Origin of the sequence: Sphingopyxis sp. LK2115, from assembly GCF_014595975.1 — a bacterium.
Classification (GTDB): Bacteria; Pseudomonadota; Alphaproteobacteria; order Sphingomonadales; family Sphingomonadaceae; genus Sphingopyxis.
In genome coordinates, this window is record NZ_JABWGQ010000056.1 from 85,692 (window position 1) to 103,348 (window position 17,657).

The window sequence follows — 17,657 nt, forward strand, 5'->3', positions numbered from 1 at the left end:
CGGCACCGGCCCGCTCCCCCCACGGCTGCAAACCGCAAAAGGTCGGGTGGGAAAGCGGACCGGTGCCGTTAGCTCATAAGCGCGGCCGGGCGCATCCAGGGACGCGCGGCATCAAGCCGCTGTTCATAGGCGGCGATTGCGGCCTCGCTCTTTTCGGTCAGCGAAATCTCGTCGAGTCCTTCCATCAGGCACATCTTGCGGAACGGGTCGATCTCGAAGGTGAAGCGATCCTGAAACGGCGTCGTCACCGTCTGATGTTCAAGATCGACGCGAACCGGATCGGTGGTCGCCACCTCCATCAGCCGGTCGATCGCCGCCTGTGGCAGCACGACCGGCAAAATGCCGTTCTTCACCGCATTGCCCGAAAAAATGTCCGAATAACTTGGCGCGATCACGACGCGGATGCCAAGGTCGCCGAGCGCCCAGGCGGCATGTTCGCGGCTCGACCCGCACCCGAAATTATCGCCCGCGATCAGGATCGGCGCTTGCCTGTATTCGGGTCGGTCGAACAGATTGTCGGGGTCGGCGCGCAGGCTTTCGAACGCGCCGCGTCCCATGCCCTCGCGCGTCGTGGTCTTCAGCCAGTGCGCGGGGATGATGACGTCGGTGTCGATATTTTTGAGGCCCAGCGGAATGGCGCGGCCCTCGACCTGATGGAGCGGGGTCATGTCATTCGGCCGCCTTGGGAAAGGCGGGCAGCTTGGCGACGTCGCGCGGCTCGTGCTGAATGATCACCGTAGCGCCCAGATTGTTCGCCAGCGCCTTGAAACGGTCGAACGAGGCGAGCGTCTGGGCGCGGTCGGTGTTGAACTCCGGCACGCCGTTGCCGTCGTAATTTTCCTGAAAATACGCCTGGTCGCCGCTGAGCAGCACCGAACCCATGTTCGCGAGCCGCACCAGCAGCACATGGTGTCCCGGCGTATGCCCCGGCATGTCGAGCATCACGACGCGGCCGTCGCCGAAGATATCCTTGTCACGAGCCACCGGCTCGACCGTTCCGCCACCGCTGATCCAGCGCGCAAAGGGTTTCGGGTCCAGAAAGGCCGGCGGTTCGCTCTGTGTCAGCAGATCCCAGTCGCGCTTGCCGATATACAGCTTTGCCGCCGGAAAATCGGGCAGCTGTCCGATATGGTCGAAGTGGAAATGGCTGACGCCGACGACGTCGATGTCATCGGGCCTGATGCCCAGTTCGGCGAGCTGTTCGACCAGGCTTTTGCGTACCGTGGCCGACATGTCGCCGTCTGCGCTGAACGCGGCGTCTTTCAGTGCGGTTGGCAGGCCAAGATCCCAGAGCATCAGCTGGTCGCCATGGCGGATCAGATAACAACCGACCGTCAGATCGCGGCTTTGTCCCGGATAGGCGGCCGTATCCGAAAAGGCGTTGAGCCGGTTGACGCGCACCGTTCCGCAATCGAGCCGGGTCAGGCTCAGCGTTGCGTTCGCGGGCTTGTCCCGTGCCGGCGCGGGGGCGGCGAGCGCCAGCGCCGCCGCGATCGTCATCATGGCTTTCCCGATCATGCCTTGGTTCCCTTGTTTCGGTTCATCCCATCAATTCGCGCACATCGGTCAGCCTGCCCGTCACGGCCGCCGCCGCGGCCATCGCCGGGCTGACAAGGTGTGTGCGCGCCCCCGGTCCCTGTCGGCCGACGAAATTACGGTTGCTGGTCGATGCGCAGCGCTCGCCCGCGGGCACCTTGTCGGGGTTCATCGCGAGGCAGGCCGAACAACCAGGCTCGCGCCATTCCAGCCCCGCGTCGATGAAGATGCGGTCGAGCCCCTCGGCCTCGGCCTGGGCCTTCACCAGGCCCGATCCGGGGACGACGATCGCCCATTTGACATTCGCTGCCTTCTTGCGGCCCTTCAGCACGGCGGCGGCGGCGCGCATGTCCTCGATCCGGCTGTTGGTGCAGCTGCCGATGAAGATATTCTCGACCGCGATATCCTGCATCCGCGTGCCGGGTTCCAGCCCCATATAGGCCAGGCTCTTGGCGGCGGCGGCCTGCTTCGACGGATCGGCGAAATGCGCCGGATCGGGCACGGTGCCGGTGATCGGCACGACATCCTCGGGGCTGGTGCCCCACGTCACGCTTGGCGCGATGTCGGCCGCGTCGATGACCACCACCTTGTCGTATGTCGCTCCGGGGTCGGTGACCAGGCTTTGCCAATAGGCGACGGCCGCATCCCAGTCGGCGCCCCTGGGGGCGTAGGGGCGGCCTTTGAGGTAAGCGAAGGTCTTTTCATCGGGCGCGATCAGCCCGGCGCGCGCGCCGCCCTCGATCGCCATATTGCTGATCGTGAGGCGCCCCTCGATCGACAGCGCGCGGATCGCGCTGCCGGTATATTCGATGACATGGCCCGTGCCGCCCGCGGCGCCGATGGTGCCGGTGATGTGAAGGATGATGTCCTTCGCGCTGACGCCGGGGCCGACGTTGCCATCGACGCGCACTTCCATCGTCTTCGACGGTTGCAGCAGCAACGTCTGCGTCGCCAGCACATGCTCGACCTCGCTCGTCCCGATGCCGAAGGCCAGCGCGCCGATGCCGCCGTGGCACGCGGTATGGCTGTCGCCGCAAACGATGGTCGCGCCGGGCAGCGAAAACCCCTGTTCGGGGCCAACGACATGGACGATGCCCTGCTCGGCTGCGACCGCGTCGATATAGCGGATGCCATATTCGGGCGCATTCTGCTCCAATGCCGCCAATTGCGCCGCGCTTTCGGGGTCGGCGATCGGCAGGCGGTTGCCGGCCGCATCCTTGCGCGGCGTCGTCGGCACATTATGGTCGGGGACGGCGAGCGTCAGGTCGGGGCGGCGCACCGTCCGCCCGCTCGCGCGCAGCCCGGCGAAGGCTTGCGGGCTGGTAACTTCATGGACGAGGTGGCGGTCGATGAAGATCAGGGCAGTTCCGTCGGGGCGCTGTTCGACGACATGCGCGTCCCAGATTTTCTCATAAAGCGTGCGGGGCCGAGTCATGCGGTTCACTTACGCCGACCGCACAACTTTGCAAGCGAGTGGCGAAGAAAAACGCAATTTTCGGTCGCAATTCTGGTTGCGCCTTGTCCGGCCCTTCTTTTTGACGGCCCTCCCGGCCTGCGCCGGGATAATGGGGGAGGGGAGTGGCATCATGTCGTCGGTCAGCCTATAATGCCGCCCATGTCGTCCCTCGCCGTCATTGCGCTTGTTCTTGCCACCGTCGTGGCGATGGAGGGCGTCGCCTGGGCGAGCCACAAATATATCATGCACGGCTTTGGCTGGGCGTGGCACCGCGATCACCATGAACCGCACGATAAACGGCTCGAAAAGAACGACCGCTTTGCGCTGTTCGGCGCGGCGATGAGCATCCTGGCCTTCGCGGCCGGCAGCCCGATGATCATGGGCGCGGCGGCATGGGAACCGGGAACGTGGATCGGGCTCGGCATCCTGCTTTATGGCATCGTCTACACGCTTGTGCACGACGGGCTTGTCCACCAGCGCTATTTTCGCTGGGTGCCGCGGCGCGGCTATGCCAAGCGGCTCGTGCAGGCGCACAAGCTCCACCATGCGACGATCGGCAAGGAAGGCGGCGTCAGCTTCGGCTTCGTCTTCGCGCGCGACCCGGCAAAGCTGAAGGCCGAACTGAAAGCACAGCGCGAGGCCGGGATTGCGGTGGTGCGCGAGGCTTTGGCGGATTAATCCGCCTCCATGCGACCCGGCGACAACCGGGCGAAGCAATCCAGAGCGGTTTACGCCGACTTCGGATTGGCGCGTCGCCTTCGGCTCCTCGCCACGACGCGGATGATGGGCTAAGCCGCCCGATAATCCGCGGTAATCACACCCGCCGCCGCCAGCTCCGCCTCATGGCTTTCCTCGCGCCAGCTTTCGGCGAGCGCCTGCCGTTCCCAATCGAGCATCGCGGGATGCGCCAGCACATGATCGACCCACGCCCGCCCAGCGCCGACGTCGAGGCCATAGGTGCGGATACGGAAAGCCACGGGCGCAAAGAAGGCATCGACGGCGGTAAAGTCGGCCCCCGCGAGCCACGGCCCGCCGAACCGCGCCAGCCCGTCCTCGAACAATTCGCGGATACGCGCGACGTTGGCGCGCAGGGCATCGGACATCGGCCTGGGGGTCACACGCACCCCGACGTTCATCGTGCAATCATTGCGGAGCGCGGCAAAGCCGCCGTGCATTTCGCACGCGGCGCAGGCCGCCCAGGCGCGCGCGTCGGGATCGGCCGGCCACACGCCCTCGTGCCGGTCAGCGAGGTAAAGGACAATGCCCAGCGAATCGTGGATCGTCCGTCCCTCGTGACGCAGCACGGGCACTTGCCCGGTCGGCGAAAAACGACGGAACTCGTCATAATTGCTCGGCTTGGTGAAGGGTTCGATGCGGTCGTGAAACGCGATGCCCAGTCCCTTCATCAAGACCCACGGGCGCAGCGACCAGCTCGAATAATTGCGATTGGCGGTGATCAGCTCGTACATGCGTGGCGCTCCTGGGCGAGGATGGGGGAGACATAATCGGGATCGTGCGCAAAGGGCATCGGCGTGCCGTGGCGCAGCGCCGCGAGCACGCTGCCGAAATCGCTCTTTGCCCGCCAGCCGAAACGGCGTTCGGCGCGCGACGGATCGTAAACGCGGTCGATGACCTTGGGCAGTATCCAGCCTTTCGCGGCATAAAGCTCGGCGGCATCGGGGTGATAGCGTGCGATCACCGCGCGCGCGTCGCGCGCCAGCTCTCCGGCGTCGTCGCGCGTGAAGGGCGGCGGGGCGGAAAGGATGAAGCCGTCGCAGCCGATCGTCGACGCGGCCTCCAGCGCCGCGAGATGCGCCGCCGCGGCATCCTCGACCGTCAGGCGGCGGTGGAGCATTTCATTGGCCTTGAGATTTTCCCCGATCGGGGCGGTGTGCGTGTCGTCATCCTCTGGGAAAAAGCGCCCGGTGCGCAGGATCACCACGTTGATCCCATGCTCGCGGTGCGCCAGTCTGACCAGTTGTTCGGCGGCGAGCTTGGTGATGCCATAGATGTTGCGCGGTTCCAGGGGCGCGAAATCCTCGTCCGTCCACCAGGCGCCGCGTTCGCCGGCACCTGCCCGGACATCGGCGCGCACCATCAGCGAGGTGGTCGAGGTAAAGAGGAAACGGTCGTTCCCCGCTGCCACCGCGGCTTCGATCAGGTTCAGCGTGCCCGTCACATTGACGTCGACAAAGGCCTGGCGGGGATGACGCACAATGTCGGGCTTGTGCAGCGCGCCGCCATGAATGACGGCCTCAATTCCATGTTCGCCCATCGCCCGCTCGACCAGCGCGCGGTCGGCCACGGTGCCGACGATCTGCGTGTGCGCGCCGGGCACCACATCGAACCCGGTAACGTCATGCCCATTTTGTGCGAGCAGGGGCGCAAGATAACGCCCGAGCCACCCCGACGATCCGGTCAGCAGCACGCGCATCATTCTTCTCCGCCTGACTGGTGCCGCGCCTCTTATCCGCGGAACGCTTCAACGCGCAAGATGCTCCCACGCTTTTGCGGTTCCGATGGCATGAACGACCCCGTAAATCAGCACGATCAGCGACGAAATGATCGCAAAGCCGTCCGAATGATGGCGCGTCACGAGGTTGAGCGGGACAAAGGCGAGCGCGCGCAGCAAATATAGATGGCGGCAATGACCGCCAGACCCGTTCGCAGCAACGGCAGGCGCGGCAGCAGCCCGGCGCCCGACAGGGCATAGGCGCCCCAGACGAGCAACATCGCCGCGATGCCCAGCGTCACCAGCGTCGGCATCCATTCGCCGCGCCCCGCGGCGCGTGCCATCGCCTCGCCCGCGCCGAAAAAGCGATACCATTCAGGCCCGCCGACGATGCACGCAAGATGCGCCAGCGCGGCAAAGATCGACAGCGACGCCCCGGCGATCAGCCAGGACGAACCCGGATGCGCCGCAACGTCAGCCAATATAATGCGCCGTCGTCCTGGCCGCGACCTCGTCGGCGCTCACTCCCGGCGCAAGCTCGATCAGCCTGAACGGGCTGTCATGATCGTCGCGCTTGAACACCGCCAGATCGGTGATGATCATGTCGACGACATTCTTGCCGGTCAGCGGCAGCGTGCATTGGGGAATGAATTTGGGGCTGCCGTCCTTGGCATTATGTTCCATCACGACGATGATCTTCTTGACCCCCGCGACCAGGTCCATCGCGCCGCCCATGCCCTTGATCATCTTGCCGGGGATCATCCAGTTGGCGATGTCGCCATTTTCGGCGACTTCCATCGCGCCGAGGACGGTGAGGTCGATATGCCCGCCGCGGATCATCGCAAAACTGTCGGCCGAACTGAAATAGACCGACTGCGGCAACTCGCTGATCGTCTGCTTGCCCGCATTGATGAGGTCGGGGTCTTCCTCTCCTTCATAGGGAAAGGGCCCGATGCCGAGCATCCCATTCTCCGACTGGAGCGTCACCGTCATCCCGTCGGGAATATGGTTCGCCACCAGCGTCGGGATGCCGATGCCCAGATTGACATAATAGCCGTCCTGCAGTTCCTTCGCGGCGCGCGCCGCCATATCGTCGCGGGTCCAGCTCATTGTGCATTCTCCCGCTTGCGGACGGTTCGGAACTCGATCTTCTTGTCATAGGGCGCGCCGACGATCAGGCGCTTCACATAGATGCCGGGCAGGTGGATGGCGTCGGGGTCGAGGCTGCCTGTGGGCACGATTTCCTCGACCTCGGCGACGCAGATCTTCGCCGCGGTCGCCATCGGCTGATTGAAATTGCGCGCGGTCTTGCGGAAGATCAGATTGCCGCTCTCATCGGCCTTCCATCCCTTGATGATCGCAAGGTCGGCAAAGATGCCGCGCTCCAGAATATAATCCTGCCCGTCGAAGCGCTTCACTTCCTTGCCCTCGGCAACGAGCGTGCCGACGCCGGTCTTGGTATAGAATCCGGGGATGCCCGCGCCGCCGGCGCGGCAGCGTTCGGCGAGCGTGCCCTGCGGGCAGAACTCGACCTCGAGCTCGCCCGCCAGATACTGCCGCTCGAACTCCTTGTTTTCGCCAACGTAGGACGAAATCATCTTCTTGACCTGTCGGGTGCGGAGCAGCTTGCCCAGCCCTTCGCCGTCGATCCCGGCGTTGTTGCTGGCGATCGTCAGATCCCTGGTGCCGGCGTCGCGGATCGCGTCGATCAGCCGTTCGGGGATGCCGCACAGGCCAAAGCCGCCCGCGCAGATGTGCATCCCGTCAAAGAGCAGGCCGTCGAGCGCGGCGGCGGCGTCGGGATAAAGCTTGTTTGCCATTCAATGGCCTCCTGGCTGGCGTGCGGGCGCGACCTTGGCGCAAATAATCCATCAATTCTAATTGTTCTAATTTTCGATTATAGATAAACTATGTCTATCAGTCGCGTCGCGCTCTACCATCTCGAAACCCTGCTCTGGATCGACCGGCTCGGCACCTTTTCGGCCGCTGCCGAGCGGCTCAACACGACCCAGCCCGCGGTGTCGGCGCGGATGCGCGAGCTTGAACAAAGGCTCGGCACGACGCTCTTCCACCGCGACGGGCGGACGATGGCGCTCACCGCTGCGGGGCGCAAGCTGGTGCGCGACTGCGACCCCTTGCTGCGCGACATGCAGCTCGCGCTGCTCGGCAGCGGCGGCTTCGCCGAAGCGAGCGGCGTCGTGCGCATCGGCGCGGGGGAGATTGCGGCGGCAAGTTGCCTGCCCGCTTTCGTGACGCGGCTGAAGGCCGACATGCCGCAGGTCGCGCTGGAAATCGAGATCGACCTGACCGCCAACCTCATTCAGCAGCTGCTCATCGGCCGCACCGACATCGCCTTCGCCGCGGGGCCGATCGCGCATCCGGCGCTCAAGACCAGCCCGATCGGCGAGGTCGAACTTGTCTGGCTTGCCAATCCGACGGTCGCCGCCGCCTTTGCAGGGGGCGAGGCGGTGCCGCCCGTCTGGTCGCTCGCGAGTCATTCGCCGATCCATGGCCGGATGCGCGAGGCGATCGCCGCGTCGCGCATCGCACAGAAATCGCTCAATCTTTGCAACAACGCCCGCATGATGATCGACATCGCGCGGGCGGGGGGCGGCATCGGCATCTTCCCGCGGCCGATGGTGCGCGGCGAGATCGCGGCGGGCGCGCTTGTCGAAATCGCCGCCATGCCCGCGCTCGCGCCGGTCGCCTTCCACGTCGCGATGCGCGTCGCCGACACCGAACCGCTGCTCACGCAAATCTTCGCGCGCGCGGCGAAGCTCGACCTCGCCGAAGCGGCGGGTTGATCTGACCGGCCGCTACCGACCTTAACTTGCCGTCGTCCCGGTCTTCGCAGGGCCGAGGGGCAACGGGAATCACCGCTCCTTCAAAAAGATCCGCCAGTTCAGGGCAACGCGACCCCCAGCGCGGCCGACAGCTCGGCGAGCGCCTGTTCGCCGCTCGTCACCTTGATCGCGTGCATCCCCATCCGGCTTGCGGGCTTGCAGTTGATGCCAAGGTCGTCGAGATAGACGCACGCGGCGGGCTGCACGCCCAGCGCGGCGCACATCATTTCATATATCCGGGGATCGGGCTTGCGCACGCCGACCTTGCTCGATTCGATCACATGGTCGAAGCGCGCCATGATCGCCGCGACCTCGGCCGCGAGCGCTTCGCTGCGCGCCATCCCGGCGCCCTTGCCCGACGGCACATTGTTGGTGATGCAGCCGATGGTGAATTGCCGCGCCTTCAGCGTGTCGAGCGCCGCGACCATCGCGGGGCGCACCGCGCCCGCGAGCACCGCCAGAACCGCCTCGCCCTCCAGCATGTGCCCCATCGCACGCGCTTCGGCGGCGAACAGCGCGTCGAACGCCGCCGCATCGATCTCGGCGCGCTCGAAGCGGGCCCAGGCGTTGCGATCGGGGTCGGCGGCATTGACGCGCCGGATGAAGTCGCGCGGCAGCCCGCGCTCCGCTTCCAGCCGGTTGAACGCTTCGAAAGGCGATGCGGTGATAACGCCGCCGAAATCGAAAATGACGGTGGTATAGGTCATGGGACGACGATGATCCCCTTGCGTGGGTCGGCCGCGCCCGACAGCATCTCGTGATAGGCGGCCAGCGCGGCGTCGGGGCCGTGGCGCCGGTCGACCGACGCCAGCCGTGGCGCGACATCCATGAAGGCGGTCCAGGCCGCGGCGATTTTCGCTGCGAACGCCGCCCCGCCCCAGTCGGCGATGCGTTTCTGGCTGCGCCCCGGCGCGAAGAACCATTGACGCGCCGCGCCCGGCAGCGCGCCTTCGCCGCCGTCGGCATCCCAGTGCGATTTGCCCACCGCGATCGAGGCTTTCAGATTGCCGCCGAAATGGCTGTGGACCGCACGGATCACCGCGCCATTGCCTGCCATGTCGACCAGCGCGGCGGCCGCCCCGGCGTTCAGCGTCATGATGTCGTCATAGGCGATCACGCGGTCATAGATGCGCAGGGCGTCCAGCTCCGCGACATGCGCCTTGTTGGTGAGGCCGATGGTTTCCGGGCGATGGCCCGCGCGCCGTGCGATCGAAAAGCCAAGACCGATCGCTGTCTTGCTCGACGCGCTCGCGATCAGGATCTGGTCTGCGCCATAATCGCCCTCGTCCGCGAACTGGTCGGCGATCAGCCAGCCGGTCAGGAACAGCGGGCGAAAGATCGGCCAATAATCATGGTCGGCGGCGCGATAGCCCTCCAGCGCCTCGATCCGCTGATACTGGTTATAGATGGGCGGCAGGGTGGTGCGGCGCGGCGTCACATCGGTAAAACCGCCCGGCCCCGCCTTGCCGACGCTCAGCGCCGCCTCGCTCGCCATCGGAAAATAGCCATAGAAGCGGTCGCCTGTCGCGACGCCCTCGGCGGCGCTTTCGGTCACCGTCGCGAAACCCCAGACGGGCAGTCGTCCCGGCGTGCCGGGTTCGGAGAAGAAGTCCCAATAGCCCTGATCGTTGCCGAACAGCCCGGCGGGCTGGCCGAACACGGCATAGGTGATGTTGTTCGCGGTCATCGCATAGCTGTCGATCGTCACGCGCACCTGGCCGGACGCCAGCGGCGGCGGCGTTTCGCTGACCAACTGTGCCCGCGTGATGTCATCGCGATCGATGTCGATCGCCCAGCTCGTCTCGCTCATGCCCGGACCCCTCCGACTGTGTTGCCCGCCGATGCGGGCCGGGCGCCAGTCATACAGATGGCGTCGCCGCTGGCAATCGCGGGCCGACGGCGCCCTTCAATATGACAGCTGCAATCCCGGCCGCGCCCAGCGCGTCTTCACCAGCCGCCCGGTGCCCGACAGGGTGATATAGGCGTCCTGCCGGTCGGGTCCGCCAAAGGCGATGTTGGTGGTGAAAATATCGTCGGTTGCGACGAACTCGACCAGCTCGCCCGCGGGCGACACAACGCTGATCCCGCATTCGCCGATCGTCGCGACGGCGATATTGCCGCTCGCCTCCATCGCCAGGCTGTCGAAAAACTTGTAACCGGCCGGGCGATAGAGCGGGATGCCGGGGCCGCCCGGCCCCGCCGCATCGTCCACCTTGCCCGGTGCGACGATGTTGAACTGGGTCAGGCGGCAGGTATAGGTTTCGGCGGCATAAAGCCTGCTCCCGTCGGGCGAGAGGCCGATGCCGTTGGGGTTATAGCTGGGGAAGATCACTTCCTCGATAAAGCTGCCGTCGGCGTGCGCATAGAAGATTCCGACGATGTCGTGGCAGCGTTTCGCATAATCGACCTTGCCATGGTCGGTGAACCAGAAGCCGCCATGGCCGTCGAACATCAGGTCGTTGGGTCCGCGCAGCACCACGCCATGATCGCCCGATTTGTAGAGGATTTCGACTTCGCCCGTGTCGATGTCGATCCGCTCGATCCGCCCGCCCGAATAATCGTCGGCGATCCCGTGCGGCGCCAGATAGCCGTTCGATTCGACATAGTTGAACCCGCCGTTGTTACAGCAATACAGCTTGCCGTCGGGGCCGAACGCCAGCCCATTGGGTCCGCCGCCGGGGGTCGCGATCACCTCCTTGCGCCCGCCGGGCCAGCAGCGGGTGATCCGCCCCTCCGCAATCTCGGTGACGATGACGCTGCCGTCGTCCATCACCACCGGTGCCTCGGGGAAACGCAATCCGTCGGCGATCAGTTCAAACTCGACCATCCCCATCTCCCTTGCTCTCGATCATCGGCTGTGCTTTGCGGCCATCATGCCCGTTCGCACGCTCTTCGCCAGCACTTTCTATGAAGCCGACATCGGCACCCCCGACCTGCTCGATGCGCTGGAGGATAGTTGCCGCCTGTTCGCCGAAGAGGATGGGGCGGGCCGCGCGTGGAGCCGCGAGCACGGCTATAGGGGCTATACCAGCTATGCGAGCCTCGGCGACCTGCCCGAACGCGATCCGGCCTTTCACGATCTCAAGAAGCTGCTCGACAAAGAGGTGAAGGCCTTTGCCAAGGCCTGCCATTTCGACCTTGCCAAACCGCTCAGACTCGACAGCCTGTGGGTCAATATCCTTAAACCCGGCGGCACGCACAGCGGCCATATCCACCCGCATTCCGTCGTGTCGGGCACCTTCTATGTCGCGGTCCCGCCCGGATCGGGGGCGCTCAAGCTCGAAGACCCGCGCCTGCCGATGCTGATGGCGGCGCCGGGCCGCACCGACGACGCGCCCGATCATCTGCGCCCCTTCGTCTATGCGCAGCCCGTGGCGGGGCGCGTTTTCCTGTGGGAAAGCTGGCTGCGCCACGAGGTCATGCCCCATTCGGGCAAGGGCGAACGGATCAGCATCAGCTTTAATTATCGCTGAACCGACCCTATATCGCGCGCATCTGTCAGACCAAGCCCTCGTCCTGTTCGCGTCGAGCGAAGTCGAGACACATCTCGGCCTTGCGCCATTCCGATGGGTGTTTCGACTTCGCTCGGCACGAACGGATCCTGGGGGCATAGCGAAAGTGTTTCCGATGACCGCCACCTACGACGCCGACCTCCAGCTCTTCATCAACGGCGCATGGCGGAGCGGCGAGGGGCGCGACGAACGGCCGGTCTATAACCCCGCGACCGCGGGCACGATCGCGGCGCTCCCGGTGGCGACCGCCGCCGACCTCGACGAAGCGCTTGCAGCGGCCGAACGCGGCTGGCCGGTCTGGCGCGCCAGAACCCCCGACGAGCGTGCCGCGCTGATGCACAGGGCCGCGGGCCTGATCCGCGAGCGCGTGGATCATATCGCGACGCTGTTGACGCTTGAACAGGGAAAGCCGATCGCCGAGGCGCGCGGCGAGGTGCTGTCGGCCGCCGGGCTGTTCGACTATTTCGCCGAGCAGGGCAAACGCATCGAGGGACGCGTGCTCCAGCGCCCGCTCGGCCAGCGCGCGATGGTCACCAAACATCCCGTCGGCCCTGTCGCGGGCTTCAGCCCGTGGAACTTCCCCGTCAATCTGATGGTCAAGAAAATCGCCCCCGCGCTCGCCGCGGGCTGCGTCGTGATCGCCAAGGCGCCCGAGGAAACGCCCGGCTGCACCAGCGCCGTGATGCGTTGCATCGCCGATGCGGGCATCCCCGGCGACGTCGCGCAGCTGGTTTATGGCGACCCCGACATGATCAGCCGCCACCTGCTCGCCAGCCCGGTGATCCGCAAGGTCAGCTTCACCGGCTCGACCGCGGTCGGCAAACATCTGATGAAGCTGGCCGCCGATGGGGTGAAGCGGATCACGATGGAGCTTGGCGGTCATGCGCCGGTGCTGATCTTTGACGATTGCGAGCTGGAAGCGACGCTCGACCGTGTCGTGTGGCAAAAGTTCCGCAACGCCGGACAGGTGTGCATCTCGCCGACGCGCTTCTATGTTCAGCAGGGCATCTATGACGCTTTCGTCAAGGGCTTTGCCGAGCGCACGGCGAAGGTGAAGATCGGCAGCGGGCTCGACCCCGATACCCAGATGGGGCCGCTCGCCAACGCGCGCCGCATCCCCGCACTGGAAGCGCTGGTCGCCGATGCCAAGGCAAAGGGTGCGCGCGTGATCGCGGGCGGCGAAGCGACGGGCGAAGGCTATTTCTTCCAGCCCACCGCGATTGCCGACGTTCCGGTCGAAGCCGATGCGATGAACCATGAACCCTTCGGCCCGATGGCGCTGATCCGCCCGTTCGGCACCGAGGAGGAGGCTCTGGAACAGGCGAACCGCCTGCCCTACGGCCTCGCCGCCTTTGCCTTCACCGAAAATGGCCGGCGGATCAACCGCATCGTCGACAGCATCGAAAGCGGGATGGTCGGCGTGAACAGCTTCGTCATCTCGACGCTCGACGCGCCGTTCGGCGGGATCAAGGAATCGGGTTTCGGCAGCGAAAGCGGGCCAGAGGGGCTGGACGGCTATCTGGTGACAAAGGCGGTGCATATTTACTGAGCGCCGCACCGCACGGAGGCGAATGGCATTTTTTGGGGTGGGGCACTGCACAAAAGCCCTCTCCCCTTCAGGGGAGGGAAAGCGAAATGCCGACGGCCGCTTCCGGCCGCTTCCGGCCATCGTCAACCTGCAAGGATCAATCCCGTTCCAGCGCGACGAAATCGCGCCCCAGCGGCGCCAGATGCGCGCCGCCGTCGACGAAGATCGTCTGCCCCGTCACCGCTTCGGCGTGCGCGAGCCAGGCGACGGCGTCGGCGACCTCGCCGGGCGTTGGCAGCGCGCGCAGGGGCATCCGCTTCGCCAGCCGATCGAGCTGCGTCGCCGAATAGTCATCGGTCGCCAGCGTCAGTCCCGGCGCGACGGCATTGACGCGCGCGCGGTTTCCAAAGGCGACCGCCAGCGTCGCCGTCGCCTGCCACAGCGCCGATTTGGACAGGCTGTAGGCGATCTGGTCGGGCACCGGATGCGCGACGCGCTGGTCCACGATATTGACGATCGCGGGGCGCTTGCCCTCGCTCGCGGCGACGAGCGCCCTGGCGAGCATCACCGGCGCGTGATGATTGACCTGCATCATGCCGGTCAGCGCATCCGCCGACAGATCGGCCCATCCGCCCTCGGCGAAGTGCGCGGCATTGTTGACGAGCAGGTCGGGGGCGCGGCCGAATCGTTCGATCACCGCGGGGATCAGCGCCTCGACCGCCGCCGGATCGGCGAGGTCGGCGGCAAAGCGGTGGCTGAGCGCGCCTGTTTCGGCAAGCGCGTCGGCAAGGACCGCATCGGCCGCGCCGGGGCTGCGCTTGTGGATCGCGAGCGCATAGCCCTCGCGCGCCAGCCGCGCCGCAATCGCCGCGCCGACGCGGTGGAGCCCGCCGGTCACCAGCGCGAGTTTCTGTGTCATTTCCTGCCCCGCCGCATCGTGATCCCGATCTCCTCGCCCTCCTCGGCGATCGCCAGCTTGACGATCTTCACCTCGACCTCCTCGACCTTGTCGTCCTGCAGGAACAGCGTGTCGATGATATGGTCGGCGACGCTTTCGATCAGCACGAAATGCACATCCTTGGGGATGCCCTCGGTCGCTGCGAACTTCAGGTGCATATAGTTTTTGGAACGGCTGAGCGGCGTCGTCGGATCATAATGATCGGCCATCGCCAGCCGCGCGCGCACCGAAATGCGCAGCGGCTGCGGCAGGTGCGTTTCTTCGGAATAGATGCCGGTGAGCACCTGGGTGGTGATTCCGTCCACCTCCAGCCACAATGTATCGGTCACAAGATTTTCCTGTTCGACGGGACCGTTATTCGGCTTTCTTTCGCCGACCCTCGACCCTAAAGCGCCGACGCATTAGCGAAAGGGTGCGCGTTGGTCGAGTTACTTCCCTTGTCGAATATCGAACCGGCGGCGGTCGAGGCGCTGCTCGACGCGGCGTTCGGGACCGACCGCTTCGGTCGCACCGCCTATCGTATCCGCGAAGGCAGGGATGCGCTGCCCGCGCTCAGCTTTGCCGCGGTCAAGGATGGCGCGCTTATCGGCACGATCCAGTGCTGGCCCGTCGCGCATCGCGCCGCGGACGGCACGATGACGCCGCTCGTCATGGTCGGCCCCGTCGCGGTGCGCCCCGACCTTCAGCGCGGCGGGCACGGCCGCGCGCTGATGGCGCACATGCTCGCCGCCGCCGAAAGCGCCGCCGACGGCGCGCTGATGATGATCGGTGATCCCGAATATTATGGCCGCTTCTTCGGCTTCACCGCCGACGCGACGGGTGCGTGGGATCTGCCTGGCCCGTTCGAGAAACGCCGCCTGCTCGCACGCGCGGTAAGGGGGCTTGGCCTGCCGACGGGCGCGGGGATGATCGGCCCGCGCTAGCACCGGCCGACGCGCTGTTCCGGCGGTCTGCCAATGGCGGCGGTCCCCGACTCCACTTCTTGGCGCACGAACCGCCTTACGCTGCCATCAGGCGCAGTTGCTCGCGGAAATCCTCGTCCACCCCGATGCGATCACGCATCGGGGTGGCGGTGCGGTCGGCGTCGGCGTCGCCTTCCTCGAACAGTGCGCAGGCCGCTTCGCCGCCACGCGCCAGGCTGTAGCGTGGGGCGACCTTGCCGGTGGGCCGGAATCCCAGCTTGCGCAGCACCGCGCCCGACGCCGGATTGTCGAGGAAATGCCCCGCCGACAGCCTGGGCAGGTTCATCGCGCGCGCGATGCGGACAAGCTGGCGCCCCGCCTCGGTCGCAAAGCCAAGGCCCCAATAGGGGCGCGCGATCCAATAGCCCATTTCGGGGCGACCGTCGGGATCGTCCGAAATGCCGCAGCCGCCGACGAGGCGCGGAGCGCCGCCGGTGCGCGCAAAGATCAGGAAGCGCGGCTGCATGGGATCGACCGCCTGCGACAGGAAGTCGCGCGCGTCGCTTTCGCCATAGGGCCAGGGCGCGGTCGCAAGGTTGCGGACGACGGCTTCCTCGCCGATCGCACGCGCGAGCGCGGGCGCATCCTCGATCCAGCCCGGCCGCAGCAACAGTCTTTCGGTACGCGCGAACATTTTTCTAACTCCCAATGCCTGCCCCTCTGGCGTCAGATGGTGACGCTTTGACGACAGCCGATGTGCGAGGGAGATGGATGGCCCCATTTTCGCGCCCGAAGCCCAAGTGGCTGGATTGCAGGCAAGAAAAAAGGGAGTCCGGGGTGACCCGTCTCCCTCTTTTCGAACCTTGTTTCCGCTATAGGCGGAAAGGACAGCTCCGGGTCATCCCTGGTGGACGACCCGTCGAGTCGTCCCTTATTCGGCGGCGTCGGCCATCATGTCGACCGACACATATTTGCGGCCAAGCTTGCCATCATGGAATCGGACGCGGCCGTCGGCAGTGGCGAACAGCGTGTGGTCCTTGCCCATGCCGACATTGACGCCCGGATAGACCTTGGTTCCGCGCTGGCGCACGATGATGTTGCCGCCGATCACTTCCTGACCGCCGAACTTCTTCACGCCAAGGCGACGACCGGCCGAATCGCGACCGTTGCGCGACGAACCGCCTGCTTTCTTATGTGCCATGACCTAAACTCCTATTCGTTCCGTAGGGCCGAGCAGCGTTGCCGCGCTCAGGCGTCCTTCTTGGGGGCTGCCTTTTTCGCAGCGGGCTTCTTTTCGGCGGTCTCGGCCTTGGGAGCCGCTTCCTTCTTCGCAGCGGCGGCCTTCTTCGGCGCGGCTTCCTTGGCGGGCGCAGTCTCTTCCTTCGGCGCGGCTTCCTTTTTCGGCGCGGCCTTCTTGGCTTCGCCGACCGTCAGGATACGCAGCAGCGTCAGCGACTGGCGGTGGCCGTTGCGGCGGCGATAATTGTGCCGACGGCGCTTCTTGAAGACGATGACCTTTTCGCCGCGGGTCTGGGCGATGATCTCGGCCGAAACGGTCAGACCCTTCGCATCCTTCACCTCGCCGCCGTCGCCGGCCAACAGGACGTCGCCCAGCGACACGGTATCGCCGGCTTCACCCTCGATCTTCTCGACGGCGATCTTGTCTCCGGCGGCAACGCGATACTGCTTTCCGCCCGTGCGCACGATTGCGAACATGGTCTTCCATCCAATCAGAAACTAGAACACCCGCGCTGCCGGTCCCCCCGCCGAAGCGGGCGATTTTTCCGTCATGCGGGAAAGCCAGCGCCACTAGCGGCATGACGCGTGGCTGTCAACCGCATATTTCCGCGCTTTTTTGTCCGGCGCAGTGGAGGGCGGCGCTTTATCGCCGCCGCCGCCGATTCGCCCCTTGCTGCACCGGCTGCGCCCCCATATCAGGGGCGGCGATGAAGCGCATCCTTCCTCTCCTTTTGCTGACGCTGCCGGCCTGCGCCACGAACGTCGGCGGCGACGCGCCCTCGCTTGCGAGGCGCCCGGTTGAGGGGCGGTTCGACGTCGCGCCGCCGCCGATCCCGGTTCCGCCGCCCGGCCCGCTGCCCGCCGACCTTGCCGGGCGGCTCGCGCGGTGGGAGGCCGAAGCGGCCGCAGGTCAGCGCGCCTTTGCCGCCGAACGCAGCGCCGCCGCGGCGCTCGTCGCCGCCGCGGCGGGCGCGCCGGTCGCCAGCGAACGCTGGATTGTCGCACAGCAGGCGATTTCGCGCCTTGTCGCCGCGCGCGCGCCGGTGACCGCGGCGCTCGCCGATATCGACCGCCTCTATCTCGATCGCAGCGTGGCGGAAGCGATCGACGGACTGCCGGAGATCCACGCGCTGCGCGAACGGCTTGCCGGGCTGGTGTCGGCGCAGGATGCGGTGATCGCGGCGCTCGGCGCCGAACTGCCGGGGGGCTGATCGGTCGCGGCGGAAAGGCC

At 66.1% G+C, this 17,657-nt stretch carries 23 protein-coding genes; 6 read left to right on the plus strand and 17 right to left on the minus strand.

Features of this window, described 5'->3' with window-relative positions; all coding sequences use genetic code 11:
• Window positions 1-68: 68 nt before the first annotated feature.
• The 3 genes from leuD to leuC are packed head-to-tail and all read right to left on the minus strand — an operon-like array spanning window position 69 to window position 2,971.
• Window positions 69-668, minus strand: a complete 600-nt coding sequence (gene leuD, locus HUW43_RS13235; protein WP_188237833.1) for a 3-isopropylmalate dehydratase small subunit — start codon at window positions 666-668, stop codon at window positions 69-71.
• Window position 669: 1 nt separating this feature from the next.
• Window positions 670-1,518: an N-acyl homoserine lactonase family protein gene (locus HUW43_RS13240; protein WP_188237834.1), complete on the minus strand. Its 849-nt coding sequence runs from the start codon at window positions 1,516-1,518 to the stop codon at window positions 670-672.
• Window positions 1,519-1,540: 22 nt separating this feature from the next.
• Complete coding sequence (gene leuC, locus HUW43_RS13245) at window positions 1,541-2,971, minus strand: 3-isopropylmalate dehydratase large subunit (RefSeq protein WP_188237835.1); 1,431 nt, start codon at window positions 2,969-2,971, stop codon at window positions 1,541-1,543.
• A 180-nt stretch (window positions 2,972-3,151) separates the two neighbouring features.
• Between leuC and HUW43_RS13250 the strand changes: the two genes are divergently transcribed.
• Window positions 3,152-3,670, plus strand: coding sequence for a sterol desaturase family protein (locus tag HUW43_RS13250; RefSeq protein WP_188237836.1), 519 nt, complete (start codon window positions 3,152-3,154; stop codon window positions 3,668-3,670).
• 110 nt (window positions 3,671-3,780) lie between these two features.
• Here the strand turns inward: HUW43_RS13250 and HUW43_RS13255 are convergent, their stop codons facing one another.
• Genes HUW43_RS13255 through HUW43_RS13275 form a run of 6 tightly spaced genes read right to left on the minus strand, consistent with a single transcriptional unit; the run spans window position 3,781 to window position 7,264 of the window.
• Window positions 3,781-4,461: a glutathione S-transferase family protein gene (locus tag HUW43_RS13255; protein ID WP_188237837.1), complete on the minus strand. Its 681-nt coding sequence runs from the start codon at window positions 4,459-4,461 to the stop codon at window positions 3,781-3,783.
• Window positions 4,449-5,426, minus strand: a complete 978-nt coding sequence (locus tag HUW43_RS13260) for an NAD-dependent epimerase/dehydratase family protein (RefSeq protein ID WP_188237963.1) — start codon at window positions 5,424-5,426, stop codon at window positions 4,449-4,451. The genes HUW43_RS13255 and HUW43_RS13260 overlap by 13 nt, the downstream gene beginning before the upstream one ends.
• A 48-nt stretch (window positions 5,427-5,474) precedes the next feature.
• Window positions 5,475-5,624 carry a hypothetical protein gene (locus tag HUW43_RS15770; protein WP_223181527.1) on the minus strand — a complete coding sequence of 50 codons (150 nt, stop codon included), beginning with the start codon at window positions 5,622-5,624 and terminating at the stop codon, window positions 5,475-5,477.
• The gene (locus tag HUW43_RS13265) at window positions 5,585-5,926 is read right to left on the minus strand and encodes a hypothetical protein (protein ID WP_223181528.1); all 342 of its coding nucleotides are present in this window, start codon (window positions 5,924-5,926) and stop codon (window positions 5,585-5,587) included. The genes HUW43_RS15770 and HUW43_RS13265 overlap by 40 nt, the downstream gene beginning before the upstream one ends.
• On the minus strand, window positions 5,919-6,554 hold the full coding sequence (locus HUW43_RS13270; protein ID WP_120221370.1) for a CoA transferase subunit B: 636 nt from the start codon (window positions 6,552-6,554) through the stop codon (window positions 5,919-5,921). Before HUW43_RS13270 ends, HUW43_RS13265 begins: the two co-directional genes overlap by 8 nt.
• On the minus strand, window positions 6,551-7,264 hold the full coding sequence (locus HUW43_RS13275) for a CoA transferase subunit A (protein WP_188237838.1): 714 nt from the start codon (window positions 7,262-7,264) through the stop codon (window positions 6,551-6,553). Before HUW43_RS13275 ends, HUW43_RS13270 begins: the two co-directional genes overlap by 4 nt.
• Window positions 7,265-7,354: 90 nt before the next feature.
• Here HUW43_RS13275 and HUW43_RS13280 point away from each other — a divergent pair, with 90 nt between their 5' ends.
• On the plus strand, window positions 7,355-8,248 hold the full coding sequence (locus tag HUW43_RS13280; protein WP_188237839.1) for a LysR family transcriptional regulator: 894 nt from the start codon (window positions 7,355-7,357) through the stop codon (window positions 8,246-8,248).
• A gap of 98 nt (window positions 8,249-8,346) precedes the next feature.
• Here HUW43_RS13280 and HUW43_RS13285 read toward each other — a convergent pair whose 3' ends face one another.
• From HUW43_RS13285 to HUW43_RS13295, 3 genes are all read right to left on the minus strand, one after another.
• The gene (locus tag HUW43_RS13285) at window positions 8,347-8,994 is read right to left on the minus strand and encodes an HAD-IA family hydrolase (RefSeq protein ID WP_188237840.1); all 648 of its coding nucleotides are present in this window, start codon (window positions 8,992-8,994) and stop codon (window positions 8,347-8,349) included.
• Window positions 8,991-10,097 carry a DUF2855 family protein gene (locus HUW43_RS13290; protein WP_188237841.1) on the minus strand — a complete coding sequence of 369 codons (1,107 nt, stop codon included), beginning with the start codon at window positions 10,095-10,097 and terminating at the stop codon, window positions 8,991-8,993. The genes HUW43_RS13285 and HUW43_RS13290 overlap by 4 nt, the downstream gene beginning before the upstream one ends.
• Before the next feature lie 96 nt (window positions 10,098-10,193).
• On the minus strand, window positions 10,194-11,114 hold the full coding sequence (locus tag HUW43_RS13295) for an SMP-30/gluconolactonase/LRE family protein (RefSeq protein ID WP_188237842.1): 921 nt from the start codon (window positions 11,112-11,114) through the stop codon (window positions 10,194-10,196).
• Between the two features lie 46 nt (window positions 11,115-11,160).
• On the opposite strand from HUW43_RS13295, the gene HUW43_RS13300 reads away from it, so the two are divergent.
• The gene (locus HUW43_RS13300) at window positions 11,161-11,760 is read left to right on the plus strand and encodes a TIGR02466 family protein (protein ID WP_188237843.1); all 600 of its coding nucleotides are present in this window, start codon (window positions 11,161-11,163) and stop codon (window positions 11,758-11,760) included.
• 154 nt (window positions 11,761-11,914) lie between these two features.
• Window positions 11,915-13,348, plus strand: a complete 1,434-nt coding sequence (locus tag HUW43_RS13305; RefSeq protein ID WP_188237844.1) for an NAD-dependent succinate-semialdehyde dehydrogenase — start codon at window positions 11,915-11,917, stop codon at window positions 13,346-13,348.
• Between the two features lie 136 nt (window positions 13,349-13,484).
• On the opposite strand, the gene HUW43_RS13310 is transcribed toward HUW43_RS13305, so the two are convergent.
• Entirely contained in the window at window positions 13,485-14,246 is a 762-nt protein-coding gene (locus HUW43_RS13310; RefSeq protein ID WP_188237845.1) for an SDR family oxidoreductase, read from the minus strand.
• On the minus strand, window positions 14,243-14,614 hold the full coding sequence (locus HUW43_RS13315; RefSeq protein WP_188237846.1) for a dihydroneopterin aldolase: 372 nt from the start codon (window positions 14,612-14,614) through the stop codon (window positions 14,243-14,245). The genes HUW43_RS13310 and HUW43_RS13315 overlap by 4 nt, the downstream gene beginning before the upstream one ends.
• Window positions 14,615-14,704: 90 nt before the next feature.
• Here HUW43_RS13315 and HUW43_RS13320 point away from each other — a divergent pair, with 90 nt between their 5' ends.
• Entirely contained in the window at window positions 14,705-15,208 is a 504-nt protein-coding gene (locus HUW43_RS13320; protein ID WP_188237847.1) for a GNAT family N-acetyltransferase, read from the plus strand.
• Between the two features lie 76 nt (window positions 15,209-15,284).
• Here the strand turns inward: HUW43_RS13320 and HUW43_RS13325 are convergent, their stop codons facing one another.
• From HUW43_RS13325 to rplU, 3 genes are all read right to left on the minus strand, one after another.
• Complete coding sequence (locus HUW43_RS13325; RefSeq protein WP_188237848.1) at window positions 15,285-15,881, minus strand: GNAT family N-acetyltransferase; 597 nt, start codon at window positions 15,879-15,881, stop codon at window positions 15,285-15,287.
• Window positions 15,882-16,118: 237 nt separating this feature from the next.
• Complete coding sequence (gene rpmA, locus HUW43_RS13330) at window positions 16,119-16,388, minus strand: 50S ribosomal protein L27 (protein WP_120221346.1); 270 nt, start codon at window positions 16,386-16,388, stop codon at window positions 16,119-16,121.
• Between the two features lie 47 nt (window positions 16,389-16,435).
• Window positions 16,436-16,903: a 50S ribosomal protein L21 gene (rplU, locus tag HUW43_RS13335; RefSeq protein ID WP_188237849.1), complete on the minus strand. Its 468-nt coding sequence runs from the start codon at window positions 16,901-16,903 to the stop codon at window positions 16,436-16,438.
• Window positions 16,904-17,133: 230 nt separating this feature from the next.
• Here rplU and HUW43_RS13340 point away from each other — a divergent pair, with 230 nt between their 5' ends.
• A complete protein-coding gene (locus HUW43_RS13340; protein ID WP_188237850.1) occupies window positions 17,134-17,637 on the plus strand; it encodes a hypothetical protein in 504 nt (167 codons plus the stop codon).
• Window positions 17,638-17,657 lie beyond the last annotated feature (20 nt).

What these genes read in the sequence shown, in the direction of transcription:
- leuD (WP_188237833.1), bottom strand. Translation starts at nt 668, where the DNA reads ATGACCCCGCTCCATCAGGTCGAGGGCCGCGCCATTCCGCTGGGCCTC.
- HUW43_RS13240 (WP_188237834.1), bottom strand. Translation starts at nt 1,518, where the DNA reads ATGATCGGGAAAGCCATGATGACGATCGCGGCGGCGCTGGCGCTCGCC.
- leuC (WP_188237835.1), bottom strand. Translation starts at nt 2,971, where the DNA reads ATGACTCGGCCCCGCACGCTTTATGAGAAAATCTGGGACGCGCATGTC.
- HUW43_RS13250 (WP_188237836.1), top strand. Translation starts at nt 3,152, where the DNA reads ATGTCGTCCCTCGCCGTCATTGCGCTTGTTCTTGCCACCGTCGTGGCG.
- HUW43_RS13255 (WP_188237837.1), bottom strand. Translation starts at nt 4,461, where the DNA reads ATGTACGAGCTGATCACCGCCAATCGCAATTATTCGAGCTGGTCGCTG.
- HUW43_RS13260 (WP_188237963.1), bottom strand. Translation starts at nt 5,426, where the DNA reads ATGCGCGTGCTGCTGACCGGATCGTCGGGGTGGCTCGGGCGTTATCTT.
- HUW43_RS13270 (WP_120221370.1), bottom strand. Translation starts at nt 6,554, where the DNA reads ATGAGCTGGACCCGCGACGATATGGCGGCGCGCGCCGCGAAGGAACTG.
- HUW43_RS13275 (WP_188237838.1), bottom strand. Translation starts at nt 7,264, where the DNA reads ATGGCAAACAAGCTTTATCCCGACGCCGCCGCCGCGCTCGACGGCCTG.
- HUW43_RS13280 (WP_188237839.1), top strand. Translation starts at nt 7,355, where the DNA reads ATGTCTATCAGTCGCGTCGCGCTCTACCATCTCGAAACCCTGCTCTGG.
- HUW43_RS13285 (WP_188237840.1), bottom strand. Translation starts at nt 8,994, where the DNA reads ATGACCTATACCACCGTCATTTTCGATTTCGGCGGCGTTATCACCGCA.
- HUW43_RS13290 (WP_188237841.1), bottom strand. Translation starts at nt 10,097, where the DNA reads ATGAGCGAGACGAGCTGGGCGATCGACATCGATCGCGATGACATCACG.
- HUW43_RS13295 (WP_188237842.1), bottom strand. Translation starts at nt 11,114, where the DNA reads ATGGTCGAGTTTGAACTGATCGCCGACGGATTGCGTTTCCCCGAGGCA.
- HUW43_RS13300 (WP_188237843.1), top strand. Translation starts at nt 11,161, where the DNA reads ATGCCCGTTCGCACGCTCTTCGCCAGCACTTTCTATGAAGCCGACATC.
- HUW43_RS13305 (WP_188237844.1), top strand. Translation starts at nt 11,915, where the DNA reads ATGACCGCCACCTACGACGCCGACCTCCAGCTCTTCATCAACGGCGCA.
- HUW43_RS13310 (WP_188237845.1), bottom strand. Translation starts at nt 14,246, where the DNA reads ATGACACAGAAACTCGCGCTGGTGACCGGCGGGCTCCACCGCGTCGGC.
- HUW43_RS13325 (WP_188237848.1), bottom strand. Translation starts at nt 15,881, where the DNA reads ATGTTCGCGCGTACCGAAAGACTGTTGCTGCGGCCGGGCTGGATCGAG.
- rpmA (WP_120221346.1), bottom strand. Translation starts at nt 16,388, where the DNA reads ATGGCACATAAGAAAGCAGGCGGTTCGTCGCGCAACGGTCGCGATTCG.
- rplU (WP_188237849.1), bottom strand. Translation starts at nt 16,903, where the DNA reads ATGTTCGCAATCGTGCGCACGGGCGGAAAGCAGTATCGCGTTGCCGCC.
- HUW43_RS13340 (WP_188237850.1), top strand. Translation starts at nt 17,134, where the DNA reads ATGAAGCGCATCCTTCCTCTCCTTTTGCTGACGCTGCCGGCCTGCGCC.